Below are 16,775 nucleotides of genomic sequence, written 5' to 3' on the forward strand. Positions count from 1 at the left end.
AGCAGATAAGCTTTTTACCAGCAAACGTACCATTGAAGGGCACCGCCAGGGCCTTATCGAAAAAACAGGAACACGCAATACCGCCGCTTTGATCAGGTATGCGGTTTTAAATAGTATTATAGAATAAAATTATCATTAGAATATAAAATTGAATATTTTAATTTCTTTTAAGTAAAACACCGTATTTATTCTTAAATACTGCGTATTTATACTTGTTTATTGAGTTTTCTTTTCTTCAGCTTTGTATTCAATAAGGAGTATATGAAAGCTATTTCTCACCCGTTCGGTTGTAAGATTTTTAACAGAAGTGCTGATAAATATTGAGGATGCCGGGCTGCAGAAATTTAGAGGCAATATAAGTATCATATAATGAGCGCCATGATAAAATGCTTGCTGATTTTGGATAATGACCAAGATGTTCTTGAAATTTTGCAGGAAGTGTTTATTTATGAGGGTTATGAAGTTAAAGCGCTGCAAGGCACTAATAATATTTTTAATGAGATAGCTGTTTGCAAGCCACATGTAATTATGCTCGATTATATTTTAGATGGCGTAAACGGCGGTGAAATTTGCCATCAAATAAAAAATAACCCCCTTACCTGCAATTTACCGGTAATTATAGTATCAGCATACCCAAAAGTTATTAATTCTTTGGGTTATTATGGATGCGACAAGTTTATACCAAAGCCATTTGATATATATGATCTGGTAAACCAGGTTAATCAGCTAATTATTCCGGATAATAAACCCGTATAAATTCATTTTTATTACGTATAAATACTACTTCTAATTAAATTTATTAACTCAAAATTTGCAAGGCAATTATTATCCAATAAAATTTTGATGCTAAGCAATTCGGGAATAAACAAGGTATTACTGTTAGGGCAAATTACAAATGACCCTTTTATTAACAGTTATGTTAAAGATCAGAGCTATGTATCTGTTACACTGGTAACCAACGAACATATAAAAAGGGGCGATGATAACGTAGAGCATAACGAATATCATAAAATTAAGATTCCCGAAAAATTGTTATCTCAGGATAGATTGCAGCTGCAAGCAGGCCAAGTTATTTTTATAGAGGGTAAAATTCATACAAGCGCTGTAATTGATAACGATAATATTAAAAGATATAACCTTGAAGTTATAGTTAATAAATTAGAGGTATTAAATTTGGTTGCAGCACATGCTTATTAATTAAGTTTGTAACTATTGAGAAATATTTTGTAACTTTGAGCACGATATGCCGATTCTTAAAGAAATAAATAACTCCAAGCCGGGACAGCCCGGCTTATTTTTTTGCTAAAAATCCCTTGTTATGTCACCCATCCTCCAACTCTTTTAGGTCTTAAATAAGTTCAGTTTAACCCATCGGCAAATACACCATTGTTACCTTCATGAAAAACCTTATTTTTACCGTTTTATCATTGGGAACATTACCCGCTATTTATGGCCGATATAACAGCATTATCGCAACTGGCTTTACAGCTGCTTCAGCAACTCATCTCTATACAATCTTTCAGTAAAGAAGAAGACCGCACTGCCGACCTTATAGATCAGGTTTTACAGCAGCACGGCGTTAAAACACACCGCAAGCTCAATAATATATGGGCATGGAACAAATATTTTGACGCGGGCAAACCTACTATACTATTAAACTCGCACCACGATACCGTTAAACCCAACAGCGGCTACACCCGCGACCCATATGATGCCAAAATAGAAGATGGCAAGTTGTATGGCCTGGGTAGTAATGATGCCGGTGGGTGCCTGGTATCGTTGATAGCCGTGCTCCTTTACTATCACGATCAGGAAAACCTCAAATACAACTTTTGCCTGGCTACTACTGCCGAAGAAGAGATTTCGGGTGTGAACGGACTCGAGCTTATCATTCCCGACCTTGGCAAACTGGATTTTGGCATAGTTGGCGAACCTACCCTAATGGATCTCGCCATTGCCGAACGCGGACTGATGGTATTGGATTGTACAGCTCATGGCCGCGCAGGTCATGCAGCGCGTGAGGAAGGCGATAACGCTATTTACAAAGCCCTGGCAGATATTGAATGGTTCCGTAATTTTAAATTCCCGAAGGAATCTGAAGTGTTCGGGCCGATAAAAATGTCGGTAACTATTATCAATGCAGGTTCGCAGCATAATGTGGTGCCTGCAACCTGTACCTTTACAGTAGATGTTAGGGTAACCGATGCTTATCGTAACGAAGAAGTGCTGGAGATTATCCGCCAGCATGTAAGCTGCGATGTAACCCCGCGCAGCATCCGTTTAAAACCGTCATCAATAGATAAGAACCACCCATTTGTACAGGCTGGTGTATCATTAGGCCGCAATACCTATGGTTCACCCACAACGTCCGATCAATCTTTATTGGATATCTCCTCCATCAAAATAGGTCCCGGCGATTCCGCACGTTCCCACATGGCCGATGAGTTTATCTATGTAGACGAAATAGGTGAGGGGATAGACTTGTATATTCAGATGCTGAGCAAGATAGTTTGATTTTAGATTTACGAGTTACGATTTTAGATTTAAGAAAAAACTCAAGTGAACAGACAAGAACTACTTTCGAGAACTAAGCAATATGCAATTGCAAACGCGCGGTTAGTTCTCAGTATTCCGGTGAATATGGTTAATCGTAATTATTGCGACCAACTGGCACGAAGTGCAAGTTCAACCGGCGCAAATTACCGGGTGGCATGTAGGGCAAAATCGAAAGCAGACTTTATTAATAAATTAAAGATTGTTGAGGAAGAACTTGATGAACAATGTTTTTCCTGGAGCTTTTGGTTGAATTGAATCCCGAATTAAAAGAAAAAATAACACCTATCTACAAGGAAGGCAACGAACTTCTTTCTATAATTGTATCGTCAATAAACACTTTGCGCGCAAAGTAAATTAGGTTTTAGATATTAAATCTAAAATCGTACATCTAAAATCGTAAATCGAATGAGCAAGCTATGGCAAAAAACCACAAACGTTAATAAGCTGGTAGAAAACTTTACTGTTGGCCGCGACCGCGAGCTGGATAGGCAAATGGCCGCTTTTGATGTGCTAGGTTCACTTGCCCATACCACCATGTTGCAATCTATCGGCTTAATGGAAATGGAGGATCTTGTGTTGGTTCAGCAGGAGCTAAAGTCTATTTATGCCGATATCGAAAACAATAACTTCGAGATAGAAGCTGATGTAGAGGATGTGCATTCGCAGGTAGAAATGCTGCTTACCCGCCGTATCGGCGATGCCGGTAAAAAGATCCACAGCGGCCGTTCACGTAACGACCAGGTACTTGTAGACCTGAAACTATTTTTTCGCCATCAGCTACAACATGTAGTTATTGAAACTGATACCTTATTTCGCCAGCTAATAACACTGAGCGAACTACACAAGGATGTGCTATTGCCGGGTTATACACACCTGCAGGTAGCTATGCCGTCATCATTCGGCCTATGGTTTGGCGCTTATGCCGAAGGTTTGGTAGATGACCTTGAAATGGTTTTGGCCGCCTGGAAGATCACTAACAAAAACCCGTTAGGCTCTGCTGCTGGCTATGGCTCATCGTTCCCTTTGAACAGGACTATGACCACCAATTTGCTTGGTTTCGAAAGCCTTAACCATAATGTAGTTTACGCGCAAATGGGTAGGGGTAAAACAGAGCGTGTTATTGCACAAGCCTTATCATCTATAGCAGCCACATTGGCTAAAATGGCTATGGATCAGTGCCTGTATCTGAGCCAGAACTTCGCTTTTGTAAGCTACCCCGAAAATCTTACTACCGGTAGCAGCATAATGCCGCATAAAAAGAACCCGGACGTTTGGGAAATAATGCGTGGTAAATGCAACCGCCTGCAAGCCCTGCCAAACGATGTTGCACTGATGACCACTAACCTGCCATCAGGTTATCACCGCGAATTACAGTTGTTGAAAGAACTGTTGTTCCCGGCCTTTACCGATTTGATTGATTGCCTGCAAATGGCAACCTTTATGCTGCAAAACATCACCGTAAACAAAAATATACTTGATGACCCTAAATACACCTACCTGTTTAGCGTAGAGGAAGTGAACAAATCGGTATTGAATGGCACACCATTCCGCGATGCTTACAAGCAAATAGGTTTGGATATTGAACAGGGTAATTTTAATCCCGACAAAACGGTTAACCATACCCACGAGGGCAGCATAGGCAACTTACAAAACCAGCAGATAACGGAGGCAATGGATAAAGTGATTAGCAGTTTCGATTTTAAAAAAGTGGAAGATGCAATAAGCTGGTTGGTGAAGTAGCAAGAATATGCAAATCGAAAAAGGCACACAAGTCAGGTTAAAAACTTTCTTAGGAACGTTAGCTGCACGGAAAAAAATAAATCCCTGGGATAACTATTGGAAGCTGATTGGTGAAAAAGGGAAAGTAATAGATGATGAAATTTACAACGGAAGAGTTTTAGTGTTGTTTGAGAAAAATTTAGACAACTTTGAGCTTGCAAATCATAATCCTATTCCTAATTCACTTTGGATTAAACCAACAGACCTGGAGTTAGACAACTAAATAGAATTACAATGAACGGACAAAACCGAAGCGATATTTATCCCGGACTTGAAGTAGATATTATCCTTAAAAAAGATCAGCGTAGCGGTAAACTTACACGCGGTATAGTGAAAGATCTGCTAACCAGTTCTTCTTTCCACTCCCGTGGGATAAAAGTGCGTTTGGAAGATGGGCAGGTAGGCCGTGTGGCCGAGATAGTTGAAGAGGATTAATCACATGAAACAAGTAACCGAACCCAAAAAGAATTTTCTTCTTCGGCTTGATGCACATTATAGGCTATATTTATCATTACTAATAGGAGCTGTCATCTTCTTTTTTACCAGGCATGTGCCGTCGGTTCCGGCGGTAACATTAATTACCTGGATAGCAATTGCCTTAAGTATCATTATATTGGATTGGATAACCATTTTGTCGGCACATCCAAAAGATATTCGTAAGGTTGCCCGTCTGGAAGATTCAAGCAGGTTTACGATATTCCTTTTTGTACTGGTGGCATCGCTGGCAAGTTTAATAGCCATGTACCTGTTACTTAAATCAACTAAAGGCGAATCAGAAGAAACGGTTACCGGCTACATTTTTTTAGCGATGACGGCGGTTGTGGTGTCCTGGTGGATGGTACACACTGTTTTTACCATGCGCTATGCCCACTTGTATTACAATACAGATGAAGGTAAGAAAACCCCGATCGGCGGCCTTGAATTTCCCGGCGATGATAAGGACCCGGATTATCTTGACTTCGTTTATTTCTCCTTTGTTGTCGGTATGACTTTCCAGGTATCTGATGTAGAGATCTCATCCAAACAGATCCGTCGCCTTGCCTGGGCACATGGCCTGATCGCTTTCGCGTTTAATACGGCTATAGTGGCTTTAAGTATAAATGTGATATCGGGGTTGGTATCTAAATAGAAGCCTCACCCCGACCTCTCCAAAGGAGAGGGGGGAATAATGTAAACTTCGTTTTAAAGTCCTCTTCTTTGGAGAGGATTTAGGTGAGGTTCTTATTCTTCCTCTATCTTCGAATGCTTCTGCGTGTCGTTCATAGTAACATATATCACCAACGACACCATAATACATCCGGTAACATACCAGTAAAACCAGTTCTCGTGCCCGTAACCTTTAAACATTAATGCGATATACTCGGCCGAACCACCGAAGATAGAAACCGCTATAGCATAAGGGAAACCCACACCAAGCGCGCGGATATGTGCCGGGAAAAGTTCGGCTTTTACAACAGCGTTAATAGCGGTATAATTACTCACAATAAGCAGGGCCAGCATTATCAGCGCGAAGGCCACCCAAAAGTTATGGGTTTGGCTCAGGTAAGTAAGTATAGGGATGGTAGTAAGTGTACCCAGTATCCCAAAGGTCTTCAGCATTGGCTTACGGCCTATCCTGTCTGATACCCAGCCATACAGCGGCTGTATCAGCATAAAAACAATGAGGGTAAGGCTGGATATTAAAGTAGCCTCGTTCTTGCTGAAACCATTGGTGTTCACCAAAAACTTCTGCATATAGGTAGTGAACGTATAAAATGCTACTGTACCGCCAATGGTTAACCCAATAACGGTTAAAACAGCCCTTGGGTGCTGCGCTAAAGCCCTTAACGAGCCACGCGCGTTTTTATTCACATCTTCGGGTTTATTCAGCGTAACAGACTCCTGCAGGCTGCGCCTTAAATACATTACAATAATGGCCAGCATGGCGCCAATGGCAAATGGTATGCGCCATCCCCAGGAGTGCAATTGTTCTTCTGTCAGGAAAACGCGTTGCAATAATATCAGTACCCCAAGGGCAAGCAACTGCCCCATAATAAGCGTGACGTATTGAAAGCTGGAGTAAAATCCGCGGTCCTTTTTGGTAGCCATTTCACTCAGGTAAGTGGCGCTGGTGCCGTATTCGCCGCCCACGCTAAGCCCCTGCACAATACGTGCGAAAACCAACAATATAGGAGCGGCAATGCCGATGTGATTGTAGTCGGGTGTAATAGCGATAATTAACGACCCGGCACTCATTAGTAAAACCGAAAAGGTAAGTGCTGTTTTACGGCCACGTTTATCGGCAAAAGTACCCATTAGCCAACCGCCTATTGGGCGCATTAAAAAGCCGATAGCAAAGATTCCTGCGGTATTTAGTAGCTGTGCTGTAAGGCTCCCTTTTGGGAAAAAGGCCCCTGCAAAGTACAGCGAGAAGGCTGAGTAAACATACCAATCGTACCATTCCACCAAATTACCCAGCGACCCGCCAACAATTGACCATACACGGCTTTGGGTGGTTTGTGGTTCGGCGATAGTGCTTGTATTCATATGCGATCAGGTTTTCTGTCGCAAGATAATGAAATAAATTTTTTAGCTCCCTCGTCATTGCTGTAAGGAGCGATCTTGAATATCTTCACCTCTCTGTCATTTCGAACGAGGTACGAGGAGAAATCTTGTTCGAGCAGTAGGTATACGATAGGTTTTTGCTTTATGAGTGTTAGTCCGCTCATCGCCGCCGAGGCTCCTTGTTTTTCGCTGTCGTTTTATTTCTAAGGTGCTCAAGAGGGCTTCGCCGTTTTCTCTTGATAGAAAAGAAGCAAAAGATCAAGACAAAAAAATCCTTCCCCGCACAGGCCTTTACCCATCGGCCCCGGTTTTTTGTCACCCCAGCGCTCCTCAATACTGTCCTAAATCTTGGCAATCGTATAAATATCGCTTCAGACCAAACCTAAAGTAACTTTATGTCGTGTTGAAAAAAAATCCCATAAATCCTCAAATCAGATAAATCAAGGTTCAGACAAATTTCTTACCTTCCCTGATGCTTTTCACCGAAGACTTTTTGCATTACGTTTGGAAGTTCCGTTTGTTCGATCGTATCAACCTGCGTACAACCGGGGGCGAAGAGCTGGAAGTATATTCGGTAGGGTTGCATAACTCACATGCCGGGCCCGATTTTCAGAATGCGCGCATCCGCATAGGCGAAACTACCTGGGCCGGTAATGCGGAACTGCATCTTTCCTCGTCAGACTGGCAACGGCATGGGCACACCGCCGATAATGCTTATGATAATGTGATACTGCACGTGGTCTATAGGGATGATGAGCCGCTGTTTAAGGCAGATGGCCGCAAGGTACCCACATTGGAACTGAAAGACCGCATATCGCCCGATCTGTATAACCGTTATCATAACCTGGTGTTTGGCAACCAAACTATTATCCCATGCGAGGCAAGTATTGCAACCGTTGATGGCCTTACCATGCAAAATTGGCTTACCCGCATTTTGGTAGAACGGTTAGAGAAGCGGTCGGAAGCTGTAATAGCGGCCCTTGCAGTCAACCGTGGAGATTGGGAAGAAACTTTTTACCAGTTTTTGGCGGCAAACTTTGGGTTCAAAACCAATGCACTACCATTTGAGTTGACAGCTAAATCGTTGCCCCAAAGTATCTTGGCAAAGAATAAAAATAACCCGATGCAAATTGAAGCCCTGATATTTGGACAGGCCGGTTTCCTGAATGAAGATCTGCAGGACGAATATCCGCGCAGCTTAAAAAAAGAATACGATTATCTAAGTAAAAAGTATAGTCTGCAGCCCATAGAAACCCACCTCTGGAAATTCCTGCGGATGCGCCCGCAAAATTTTCCAACTATCAGATTGGCGCAGTTTGCTGCGCTGGTAATACAATCAAACCACCTGTTCTCTAAAGTGCTGGAAGTAAAAGATGTGAAGGGCCTGCGAGATTTGTTTACCGATATTAAGATAAATGAATACTGGGAAACCCATTATCGTTTTGATAAAGAATCAAAACCTGCCGGGAAAAGTTTGGGCCATGCATCTATAGATACCATATTGCTCAACACTGTGGTATTATTTTTGTTTAGTTATGGTAGGCACCTGCAATTGCAGCACTTTGTTAGCCGCGCTTTAAAGTTACTGGAGAATATTCCGGCCGAGCAAAATAATATTACGGCAGATTTTGCTAACTTAGGAGTAAATATTAATACAGCCTTTGAGTCGCAGGCGTTGCTGGAGCTAAAAAATACTTATTGCGATTATAAGAAATGCCTGCAATGTGGCGTTGGTATTAAGATATTAAAACCCTGCTGATATGTTACAACGGATAATCACCTTTTTTGAGCGCTATTCCTTCGGGGTATGCACCTATCTGGGCGAGCGTTTTAATATTTCTATCAGCAAGATCAGGCTTTTCTTTATCTATTCATCATTCCTGGCAGTAGGTTTCCCGCTGATAGTCTACTTCTTTGCCGGCATAGTGCTCGATTTTCGTAATTATATTAAACGCAGCCGTACACGTGCTGTAGATATGTGATCTTATTAACCCAATTGTCATTTCGAACGAGGTACGAGGAGAAATCTTTTACACTGTGCGGTTAAGGCTATTTTAATAATGGGCGGGGCATTGCCTTCGGCCCGGGCTTTTCGCTCATACTGCACAGGCATTAGCCACAAGGCCGGTATCCGCTTCAATCCCTAACGCAGGACAAAGGCAATGTAGAGACGCGATACTTCGCGTCTTTTTTAAATTCCTTCCTAATCAAACAACCCTTTATCTTTCCCTATAAACTGTGGGCGGTGCAAATTAATATCTAATTTCTTATTCAGCTTTTCAATCACATAATCACACAACTCGGGCGAATAGCGTTCGTCGTGTTGGTGCATAAAAAACCAAATGGATTGCAGGCCTTGTTGCTTCCAGTCGGCAATGCGTTCTACCCATTCGTCGCAACGGGCGTAGTCGGTAGGGTGAAGACTATTGCCCACAAAACGAATAAAGGCGTGAGGGGTAGGCAGGCTCATGTGTAAGCAATCGCGACGGCCGGTTGCGTCGGTTATAACCGCGCCAATATTTAATCGCTTAAACAGGCTAAAAACAGCATCCCGGTTTTCGGGTATGGCAAACCAATCTTTATGGCGCAACTCTACAAATACAGGTACATCTGTTGGCAATTGTTCCAGGTAGGCGGTTAGTTCGGGCAGGCTCTTTGGGGTGAAGTTATCACTCAGCTGCAAAAATAATGGCCCAAGCTTATCGCCGAAGGCCATAATGCCTTCGTAATAACTGGTGGTAACATCTTCGGCATTTTTTAACCTGCGTATGTGACTGATGCTTTGCGAAAATTTAGGGCAAAATTTAAACCCGGGGGTTACATCTGCTTTCTGTTTCCATTTGCCAATGGTATCCGGGCCGTAAACCTGGTAAAAGGTAGCGTTTAACTCTATACAGTTAAAATGCTTTACGTATTCGTCTAAAAAGTTGGCGTCTTTAGTTTTGGGTGGATAGATTTTGCCCACCCATTCTTTTCGACCCCATTTTGCACACCCTACATGTACTTGTAGTGGCTTGCTTTTATCTGCCGCTTGCAGCGTTTCAATAGTAAATGCCGGGTCGGGCGGCAGGGTGAAATCTACAGCAGGCAATTCATGATCGGGTACGCGGCCAAATTCCATAGTAATAATATTGCTTTATGCCGAAGATACAGCGATTGCACCAACAAAAAAAGAGAACGGCTATACCGTTCCCTTTTTTTGCGACATGTTGATAGGCAACTACTCATCATTCACCTAATCAACTACTCACCAATTACAAGAACATACCACCCGATGCTTCTATCCTTTGTGCGTTTATCCAGCGGGCATCTTCGGTACATAAAAATGCTATTACCCCGCCAATATCATCTGGCTGGCCAGGCCTGCCCAATGCGGTTATTGACGATATAAAATCGTGCAGCTGCGGGTGACTGTTAAAAGCTTCTTTGGTAAAGTCTGTCTCAATTATGCCCGGCGCAACAAGGTTAGCTGCAATACCACGGCCGCCCAGCTCTTTGGCCAAATATTTAGTAAACACCTCAATAGCGCCTTTCATTGATGCATAAGCCGCGTAACCCGGTGTGGCAAAACGTGTAAGCCCCGTTGATATGTTAATAATGCGGCCACCATCGGCAATGGTAGTAAGCAGTGTTTGGGTTAAAAAGTAAACGCCTTTAAAGTGAACGTTAAACAGGTTGTCGAAATCTTCTTCGGTGGTTTTGGCAAATGGCGATGCTGCATCGATGCCGGCATTGTTTATCAGAAAATCAAACGTAGCCCTGTTCCATTTTTGCTGCAGGGTAGTGGTTAACTGTTCTTTAAAAGTATCGAATGATGCAATTTTAGAGGTGTCTAACTGTAAAGCCGCGGCTTTTAATCCTTGCTCTTCAATTTCTTTTACAACCTCATCCGCTTCTTCTTTTTTGCTGCGGTAGGTAATTATTACATCGTTACCATTTTTGGCAAGCTTTAACGCGGTGTTTTTACCAAGGCCCCTGCTTCCGCCTGTTATTAATGCAATTTTGTTTGTGGTTTCCATTACTTTTTGTTTTAGATGATGGAACAAAGGTGCAGCAAAAATGATGCGTAAAAATGGTGACAGCTACAGTTTAAATGGTGAACAGTACAGTATTTTGAGCTTGATTGATTTTTTAACCACAGAGAAGACAAAGAAAGAACCACAAAGTATACATAGATTAATAGCTACCTCAGTGGTCTCTGTGCAAACCTCTGCTAACTCTGTGGTTAAAATTAATTTAACGCTTCTTCAAATATCCGTTCCCTGTATTGTTTTGGTGTAACACCCTCAAATCGCTTGAAAAATTTGGTAAAGTTTGATGCATCAAAGGTGAGTTTAAATGCCACTTCCTTGATGGGTTTATGCTGCTGTATCATGCCTTTAGCAATGGCCATTATCTTTTCTTCGAAGAAGAAACAGGGCGGTTTGCCGGTAGTTAGCTTTATGGTATTAGTGAGGTGTGTAGGGTGTATGTGCAGTATCTCGGCAATGTCACGTATCTCAAACATATCCACTACACGTTCATGCACCACATCATCTAGGTGTTTATCAAGCTCCTTCAGGTAATCGGCAAATATTTCATGCTGACGGGCTAATATTTTCTTGGGGATAGGGGTTGACATATTGTTGTTTGTATGGTAAAGATAGGGGTTTTATAATTTTTTAACGTTATATGATAAAATGGGTGAAAATACCCTTTTTTTAGCTTTGACTATCAGTAACTTAGATGCGACCTAATCTTGTTGTATGAAACGTTTAACCTTGCTATTTACAGTCGCGTTGCTGTTTGCCGCGATACCCGGCTTTTGTATTCAGAAAGATACCACGGCAAAGCCATTAGCAAAACCTGTTGTTGCGCCTGCCCCGCCAGTTTCGGCTAATGTGCCGCATGTAACAAAAGTTTTTGCTAAGCAAATGACTATAGATTCTACAAAGGGCATTGCTTTTTCAAACGATATTATCCTGGTTAAGTTAATATTCCCTAAAGAGTTTATACAAACCAGGCCAACAGACAAAAGTAGGCTAATGCTTTATGCCAACGGGATAGAATTAAAAGGAATAAGTTCTGATCTGTTTAGCAAAATAACCAAAGAGCAGTTTGTAACTACTGATACGGTTGTGTGGATACCGTTTAAACTTAAGCGCGATACATCCACAAAAGCAGCCTGGGATTATCTTTATCGCCTTACTGATAAGTGGAATAGTAATAAAATAAATGTACATATCACAGTGGGTTGGGAGGGAATGTTCCCGGTAAAAGTGTATCCAACAGATTACGAACGAACCGCAATAGCTATCACGTACTATAATATTGTAGTTTTTTGGTTAATGACGCTGGCTTATGCCGGGCTGTTACTGTTATTAGGAAGGTTGGTTATCAAATCGGATATATTAAAAGAAGGGCCTAACGGGGCTTACAGCCTTGCACAAACACAACTGGCATTTTGGACGGTGCTAATTATTGCCGGGTTTATTTATTCACTGGTTTTAACAGATATTCCTTCAACGCTTAATACCTCTATTTTAGAACTGTTGGGTATAAGTGTGTTAACAAATGGATCGGCATCGTATATCGACTATTTTAAAAAACAGAAGAAGGGCACTTATACTCCAAAGAAATCCAGGAGCTTTTTATGGGATATACTTAGCGATGGTACAAGCCTCAACATGCAGCGTTTCCAGATATTTGCGTGGAATATTGTTTTAGGGACATATTTTTTGGTGTACACATTCAACAATAAATCTATGCCTACTTTTCCTGATGTACTTTTATTGCTGGCAGGTATGAGTTCGTTAACATACGTATCAGCGAAACCAACCGAACCTAAATAACTAACCTATTATGAGCACTTATCAAACAGGAAACGGAATCGGGCAGGATGGCAGTGAAAAAGTAAACCTGTCCGAAACTAAATAATTTGCCTAGGCAAATAGATCAGTCTTAAACTTTGGTGCTACCCGTTTCTTGGATGCCTGCTCATAGGCATAGGCCAGGCTTATCAGGTTACCTTCGTTCCAGGCAGTTCCTACAAACGATATGCCCATCGGCAGATCATGCCAGGCACCCATCGGTACCGTGATATGCGGATAACCGGCCATGGCAGCCGGCCCGGAAAACGAAAACCCATTATCGTAGTCGCCATTGATCAGGTCGATACAAACCGCGAAGCCGTTGGTAGGTGCAATTAAGGCGTCCAGTTTATTTTCCTTGAGCAAGCCGTCAATGCCTTGTCGGCTTAGCTTGGTGGTTTTGGCAACGGCGTCTAAATATTCCTTACTGTTCAGGTCGCCTTTTGTCTGTGCATACTCGGCTGTTTCTTGTTTAAAAAATGGCATTGCTTTTTCCTCGTGTTGCTTGTTAAAGGCAATAACATCGGTCAATGTTTTAACTTTTGCGCTGGCTTTGCTCAGGTAGCGGTTAAGGCCATCTTTAAATTCATACAACAGTACCTTAAATTCTGCACCGTCTATAGGTTTTAATCGGGTATCCAGATCAACTTCTACAATCTCGGCACCCTGCTTCTTTAGGGTTTCAATAGCCGCTTTAAGTAACTTATCTGTAGCGGCGGGCAGCTTTTCAATTTTTACTAAGCCAAGCCGTTTGCCTTTTAGCCCGTTAGCGTCCAGATACTTGGCATAATCTTTTTCGGACTTGCTTTTAAGCGTTGCATCATCGGCAGCATCGATATCTGCTAATGCACCAAGCAGTATAGCGGCATCTTTAACGGTGCGTGCCATTGGCCCGGCGGTATCCTGCGTTTTTGATATCGGGATAATCCCCGTGCGGCTCCATAAGCCCACTGTCGGCTTTATACCCACCAGGCCATTTACTGACGCCGGCGATACAATAGAGCCATCTGTTTCGGTACCTATGGCTATGGCGCATAAGTTAGCTGCCGTTGCCGAGCCCGAACCTGCGCTGGATCCGCTTGGGTTCCTGTCAAGCACATAAGGGCATTTGGTTTGCAAGCCCCTGCTGCTCCAGCCGCTTGTTGAACGTGTAGAGCGAAAGTTTGCCCACTCGCTTAGGTTGGTTTTACCTAAAATTACCGCGCCTGCCTTACGCAGTTTGTGTATAATAAAGGCATCTTGCTTGGCGAAATTATCGCTCAAAGCTAAAGAACCCGCGGTGGTGTGCATATTATCGCCGGTATCAATATTGTCTTTTATCAGGACGGGGATGCCATGCAAAGGGCCGCGTATTTTGCCGGCTTTGCGTTCTTTATCCATATTATCAGCCATATCCAGCGCGCTTTTATTCAGCTCGATAACCGAGTTTAATTTAGGGCCGTTCTTATCTATCGCTTCAATTCTTTTTAAATACAGTTCGGTTATTGCCCGGGAGGTGTGCGTGCCGCTTTCCATCTTCTTTTGAAGATCGCCTATTGTCGCTTCATTCAGTTCAAAATCGTCGGTAAAGCCTTCGGTGCCATCCGTTTTTTTATCTGCAAATGGTTGTGTGCATGATGCTGCTACAAGGGTTGATAAAGTTAGACCAGCTAATGAACCTGTTTTTAAAAAGTTTCTTCTTTGCATATAGAGTGCGATATTTTAATAGTCCCAATTAACGAAATAAATAGTTGATTATAAAGCTAATCTGCAAAGAACATGGGTTTGCCCGATGGAGGAATGATCAAGTCTTTATTATAATTGGGCAAAAGCTTGTGTAAAACACCGGCAGGCATTTTGCCTACATCTAAAAAGGTCCAGCTTTTACCCTTGTTATCACTAATAGCCAGCAGGTAGGAGCGGCCAACATACCGCCCGTTAAACATCCTTAAGACAATGGTTTCGGGAATCAGGCAATGTATTTGGCTGCCTGCTTTATAGAATGGGCCGGGCGAACCTACCGACCCGTCAAATGTCATAATGCCTTGTTTTTTCAGGGTTTCTATACGCTCTGTTATGAGTTTTTGCATAGTATCCCTACCGCCGGATAATTCGACCAATTTAGGATATGTAAGGTCAATAACCGTCCTGAAATCGCCATTAAACGTCGCTACGGCAAAACGTTTCGCCTGTTTTTTAACCACTACGGTATCCTGGGCAAAAGTTGCAAAAGGGGTTAGTAGAATAAGTATAAAAAAGATGAAATTTTTAATAGAGCACATTTACAATTTCGGCAAAGCCGGGTTTTCTGTTTATGGTGGTCCGCAAATAACGGCGATGAATTTATAACGAAGTTATGATTATTTCATTGCTGCTGGTAATCGTTTGGTTATAGCATTACGGGCTGAGCCGGCTTGGGGATTATCAGGTTATTATTAAAGTTAGGGAATAAAGCTTTAACTGAATTAATGGTGCCCTGGTTCAAATCCAAAAAGCTCCAATTTTTGCCCCCGTCGTTACTTATAGCCAGCAAATTGCTTTTTGCAGACATGCGCCCCCTTGAAGTTTTCATGATCAGTGTTTCGGGGATCAGGCAATGAATTTCGGTGCCGGCTTTATAAAACTTACCCGGCGAGCCAATACTGACTTTCTCGAACGCAAACCCCTGTGCTTTCATTTGGTTAATACCGTTGCTCATCATTTGAAGCATTTTTTCTTTACCACCGGCTAACGCAACTGCTTTTGGGTAGGTATGAGCAATAACTGTTTTAAAATCGCTGTTTAACAATGCCTTAGCAATTGTATTGGCCTGGCGTTTAATAACCGTGGTATCCTGTGCAAAAAGCGAAACAGGTAATAAAAGGAGCAGTGTTATTTTAAGGAATAATCTCATTTCTTTTTAGGTGTTTTACCGATCAGTATTTTTTCGGCCAGCTGGTTTGTACCGTCAACCTTATCGGTGTATTTTATGCCCAATATCTGACTAATTAAATTAAATACCGAAACATTCTCAAAAGCCGGGATACTTAAGCGTTTTTTAAAGGCCGGGCCCCAGGCGTAAAAGCTTGCGTGCATATCTTTTACCACACTTGGGTCGTACCCGTGCCAGCCGGGGTTTATTGTTTTTTTGTTGTACAGGTTAAAAACCTTTGGGGTAAAAGGTATTAACAATATATCGCCTATGCGGTTATGCCAGTCGTCGGTTGTGCCGTAATGCAGGCGGGCGGGTACATTGGTTTTTAGATACACATCGTAATCCTTCGCTTCTTTTTTTAATGCCTCGTATGTGCTTTGGATATATTTTTTATCCTTAGCGTAAAGCTCCACCAAAACACCATCGCCAGATACTACAAATTGAGTGGTATCAATAGCGGCCGGGATACCTATAGGGTTTTGGTTATCAACTTTGGTCATGCCGTGGTCTGATACAAAAACAAAGTTCACATCCAACCCGGTGGTTTTAACAGCCTTCTGCAATTCGTTAACTGCCGAATCTACAAAATGTACTTCGTGCGCTGTCTCTGGCGATTCCGGGCCATAAGTATGCGCGGCATGGTCAACCTGCGGGAAGTAAAACGTTATCAGGTGCGGGCGCTGGGCAGGGGGGAGTTTCAGCCAGTCAACCACTGCTGCGATACGGTTATGGATGTCTATCTTTTCGTTGTAAATGTAATAATAGGTTGGGCGTGTGCCTTGGATCTCAGCTTCCGACGCTACCCAGTAAAAACTGGCCGAAAGCATTTTTTGCTGCTCGGCACGTACCCAAAGCGGGGCGCCGCCATACCAGGTGCCATCGGCAACCTTGGCTTTATTACCCATCGAATATTTATCGTTACGGGTACGATCGTAAAAGGTATTGTTCACTAAACCCGAGTGGGATGGATATAAACCGCTTATTATGGCGTAATGGTTTGGAAAGGTAACCGAAGGATAAGAAGGGGTCATTGATGCCGCGCTTACCCCTTCACCGCCCAATCTGAGTAGGTTTTCGGCATTGTATTTTTTAGCGAAATCGTACCGGAAACCATCGGCAGAGATCAATATTACATAAGGCTTTTTTTGCTGAGT

General features: G+C 42.5%; 19 protein-coding genes. 11 read left to right on the top strand and 8 right to left on the bottom strand.

Annotated features, from left to right (window positions below; genetic code table 11):
• The first annotated feature begins 399 nt into the window (after positions 1 to 399).
• The 8 genes from JWQ85_RS10965 to JWQ85_RS10995 all read left to right on the top strand — a co-directional run bounded on the left by JWQ85_RS10965 (position 400) and on the right by JWQ85_RS10995 (position 5,464).
• Positions 400 to 756 carry a response regulator gene (locus tag JWQ85_RS10965; RefSeq protein WP_299467817.1) on the top strand — a complete coding sequence of 119 codons (357 nt, stop codon included), beginning with the start codon at positions 400 to 402 and terminating at the stop codon, positions 754 to 756.
• A gap of 87 nt (positions 757 to 843) precedes the next feature.
• Positions 844 to 1,197 (top strand): single-stranded DNA-binding protein, encoded by a 354-nt coding sequence (locus JWQ85_RS10970; protein ID WP_299467819.1) that lies wholly within the window; start codon positions 844 to 846, stop codon positions 1,195 to 1,197.
• A 252-nt stretch (positions 1,198 to 1,449) separates the two neighbouring features.
• Complete coding sequence (locus JWQ85_RS10975) at positions 1,450 to 2,514, top strand: M20 family metallo-hydrolase (protein WP_299467821.1); 1,065 nt, start codon at positions 1,450 to 1,452, stop codon at positions 2,512 to 2,514.
• Positions 2,515 to 2,559: 45 nt separating this feature from the next.
• Entirely contained in the window at positions 2,560 to 2,811 is a 252-nt protein-coding gene (locus tag JWQ85_RS21925) for a four helix bundle protein (protein WP_367186202.1), read from the top strand.
• Between the two features lie 150 nt (positions 2,812 to 2,961).
• Positions 2,962 to 4,296, top strand: coding sequence for an argininosuccinate lyase (gene argH, locus JWQ85_RS10980; RefSeq protein WP_299467823.1), 1,335 nt, complete (start codon positions 2,962 to 2,964; stop codon positions 4,294 to 4,296).
• Positions 4,297 to 4,303: 7 nt separating this feature from the next.
• Positions 4,304 to 4,558, top strand: coding sequence for a hypothetical protein (locus tag JWQ85_RS10985; RefSeq protein WP_299467825.1), 255 nt, complete (start codon positions 4,304 to 4,306; stop codon positions 4,556 to 4,558).
• 11 nt (positions 4,559 to 4,569) lie between these two features.
• Positions 4,570 to 4,770, top strand: a complete 201-nt coding sequence (locus JWQ85_RS10990) for a YwbE family protein (RefSeq protein ID WP_138805531.1) — start codon at positions 4,570 to 4,572, stop codon at positions 4,768 to 4,770.
• A gap of 4 nt (positions 4,771 to 4,774) precedes the next feature.
• Entirely contained in the window at positions 4,775 to 5,464 is a 690-nt protein-coding gene (locus tag JWQ85_RS10995; RefSeq protein WP_299467830.1) for a DUF1345 domain-containing protein, read from the top strand.
• Between the two features lie 92 nt (positions 5,465 to 5,556).
• Here JWQ85_RS10995 and JWQ85_RS11000 read toward each other — a convergent pair whose 3' ends face one another.
• The gene (locus JWQ85_RS11000; RefSeq protein ID WP_299467832.1) at positions 5,557 to 6,861 is read right to left on the bottom strand and encodes an MFS transporter; all 1,305 of its coding nucleotides are present in this window, start codon (positions 6,859 to 6,861) and stop codon (positions 5,557 to 5,559) included.
• Positions 6,862 to 7,351: 490 nt separating this feature from the next.
• Here JWQ85_RS11000 and JWQ85_RS11005 point away from each other — a divergent pair, with 490 nt between their 5' ends.
• A complete protein-coding gene (locus tag JWQ85_RS11005) occupies positions 7,352 to 8,638 on the top strand; it encodes a DUF2851 family protein (protein ID WP_299467834.1) in 1,287 nt (428 codons plus the stop codon).
• Position 8,639: 1 nt separating this feature from the next.
• On the top strand, positions 8,640 to 8,861 hold the full coding sequence (locus JWQ85_RS11010) for a PspC domain-containing protein (protein WP_256539133.1): 222 nt from the start codon (positions 8,640 to 8,642) through the stop codon (positions 8,859 to 8,861).
• Positions 8,862 to 9,082: 221 nt separating this feature from the next.
• On the opposite strand, the gene JWQ85_RS11015 is transcribed toward JWQ85_RS11010, so the two are convergent.
• The 3 genes from JWQ85_RS11015 to JWQ85_RS11025 form a co-directional block, all read right to left on the bottom strand.
• Positions 9,083 to 10,000, bottom strand: coding sequence for a DUF72 domain-containing protein (locus tag JWQ85_RS11015; RefSeq protein ID WP_299467837.1), 918 nt, complete (start codon positions 9,998 to 10,000; stop codon positions 9,083 to 9,085).
• Positions 10,001 to 10,133: 133 nt separating this feature from the next.
• Positions 10,134 to 10,898: an SDR family oxidoreductase gene (locus JWQ85_RS11020; protein WP_299467839.1), complete on the bottom strand. Its 765-nt coding sequence runs from the start codon at positions 10,896 to 10,898 to the stop codon at positions 10,134 to 10,136.
• A 212-nt stretch (positions 10,899 to 11,110) separates the two neighbouring features.
• Positions 11,111 to 11,500: an AraC family transcriptional regulator gene (locus JWQ85_RS11025; RefSeq protein WP_299467841.1), complete on the bottom strand. Its 390-nt coding sequence runs from the start codon at positions 11,498 to 11,500 to the stop codon at positions 11,111 to 11,113.
• A 124-nt stretch (positions 11,501 to 11,624) separates the two neighbouring features.
• On the opposite strand from JWQ85_RS11025, the gene JWQ85_RS11030 reads away from it, so the two are divergent.
• Positions 11,625 to 12,710: a hypothetical protein gene (locus tag JWQ85_RS11030; protein WP_299467843.1), complete on the top strand. Its 1,086-nt coding sequence runs from the start codon at positions 11,625 to 11,627 to the stop codon at positions 12,708 to 12,710.
• A gap of 90 nt (positions 12,711 to 12,800) precedes the next feature.
• On the opposite strand, the gene JWQ85_RS11035 is transcribed toward JWQ85_RS11030, so the two are convergent.
• The 4 genes from JWQ85_RS11035 to JWQ85_RS11050 all read right to left on the bottom strand — a co-directional run.
• Positions 12,801 to 14,414 carry an amidase gene (locus JWQ85_RS11035; protein ID WP_299467845.1) on the bottom strand — a complete coding sequence of 538 codons (1,614 nt, stop codon included), beginning with the start codon at positions 14,412 to 14,414 and terminating at the stop codon, positions 12,801 to 12,803.
• Positions 14,415 to 14,470: 56 nt separating this feature from the next.
• Positions 14,471 to 14,989, bottom strand: a complete 519-nt coding sequence (locus tag JWQ85_RS11040) for a hypothetical protein (RefSeq protein WP_299467847.1) — start codon at positions 14,987 to 14,989, stop codon at positions 14,471 to 14,473.
• A gap of 107 nt (positions 14,990 to 15,096) precedes the next feature.
• A complete protein-coding gene (locus JWQ85_RS11045; protein WP_299467848.1) occupies positions 15,097 to 15,600 on the bottom strand; it encodes a hypothetical protein in 504 nt (167 codons plus the stop codon).
• Positions 15,597 to 16,775 (bottom strand): ectonucleotide pyrophosphatase/phosphodiesterase (locus JWQ85_RS11050; RefSeq protein ID WP_299467850.1); only part of this gene is annotated, 1,179 nt, incomplete at its 5' end. The genes JWQ85_RS11045 and JWQ85_RS11050, both read right to left, overlap by 4 nt.

Origin of the sequence: Mucilaginibacter sp. (assembly GCF_028288105.1) — a bacterium.
Lineage (GTDB): Bacteria > Bacteroidota > Bacteroidia > Sphingobacteriales > Sphingobacteriaceae > Mucilaginibacter.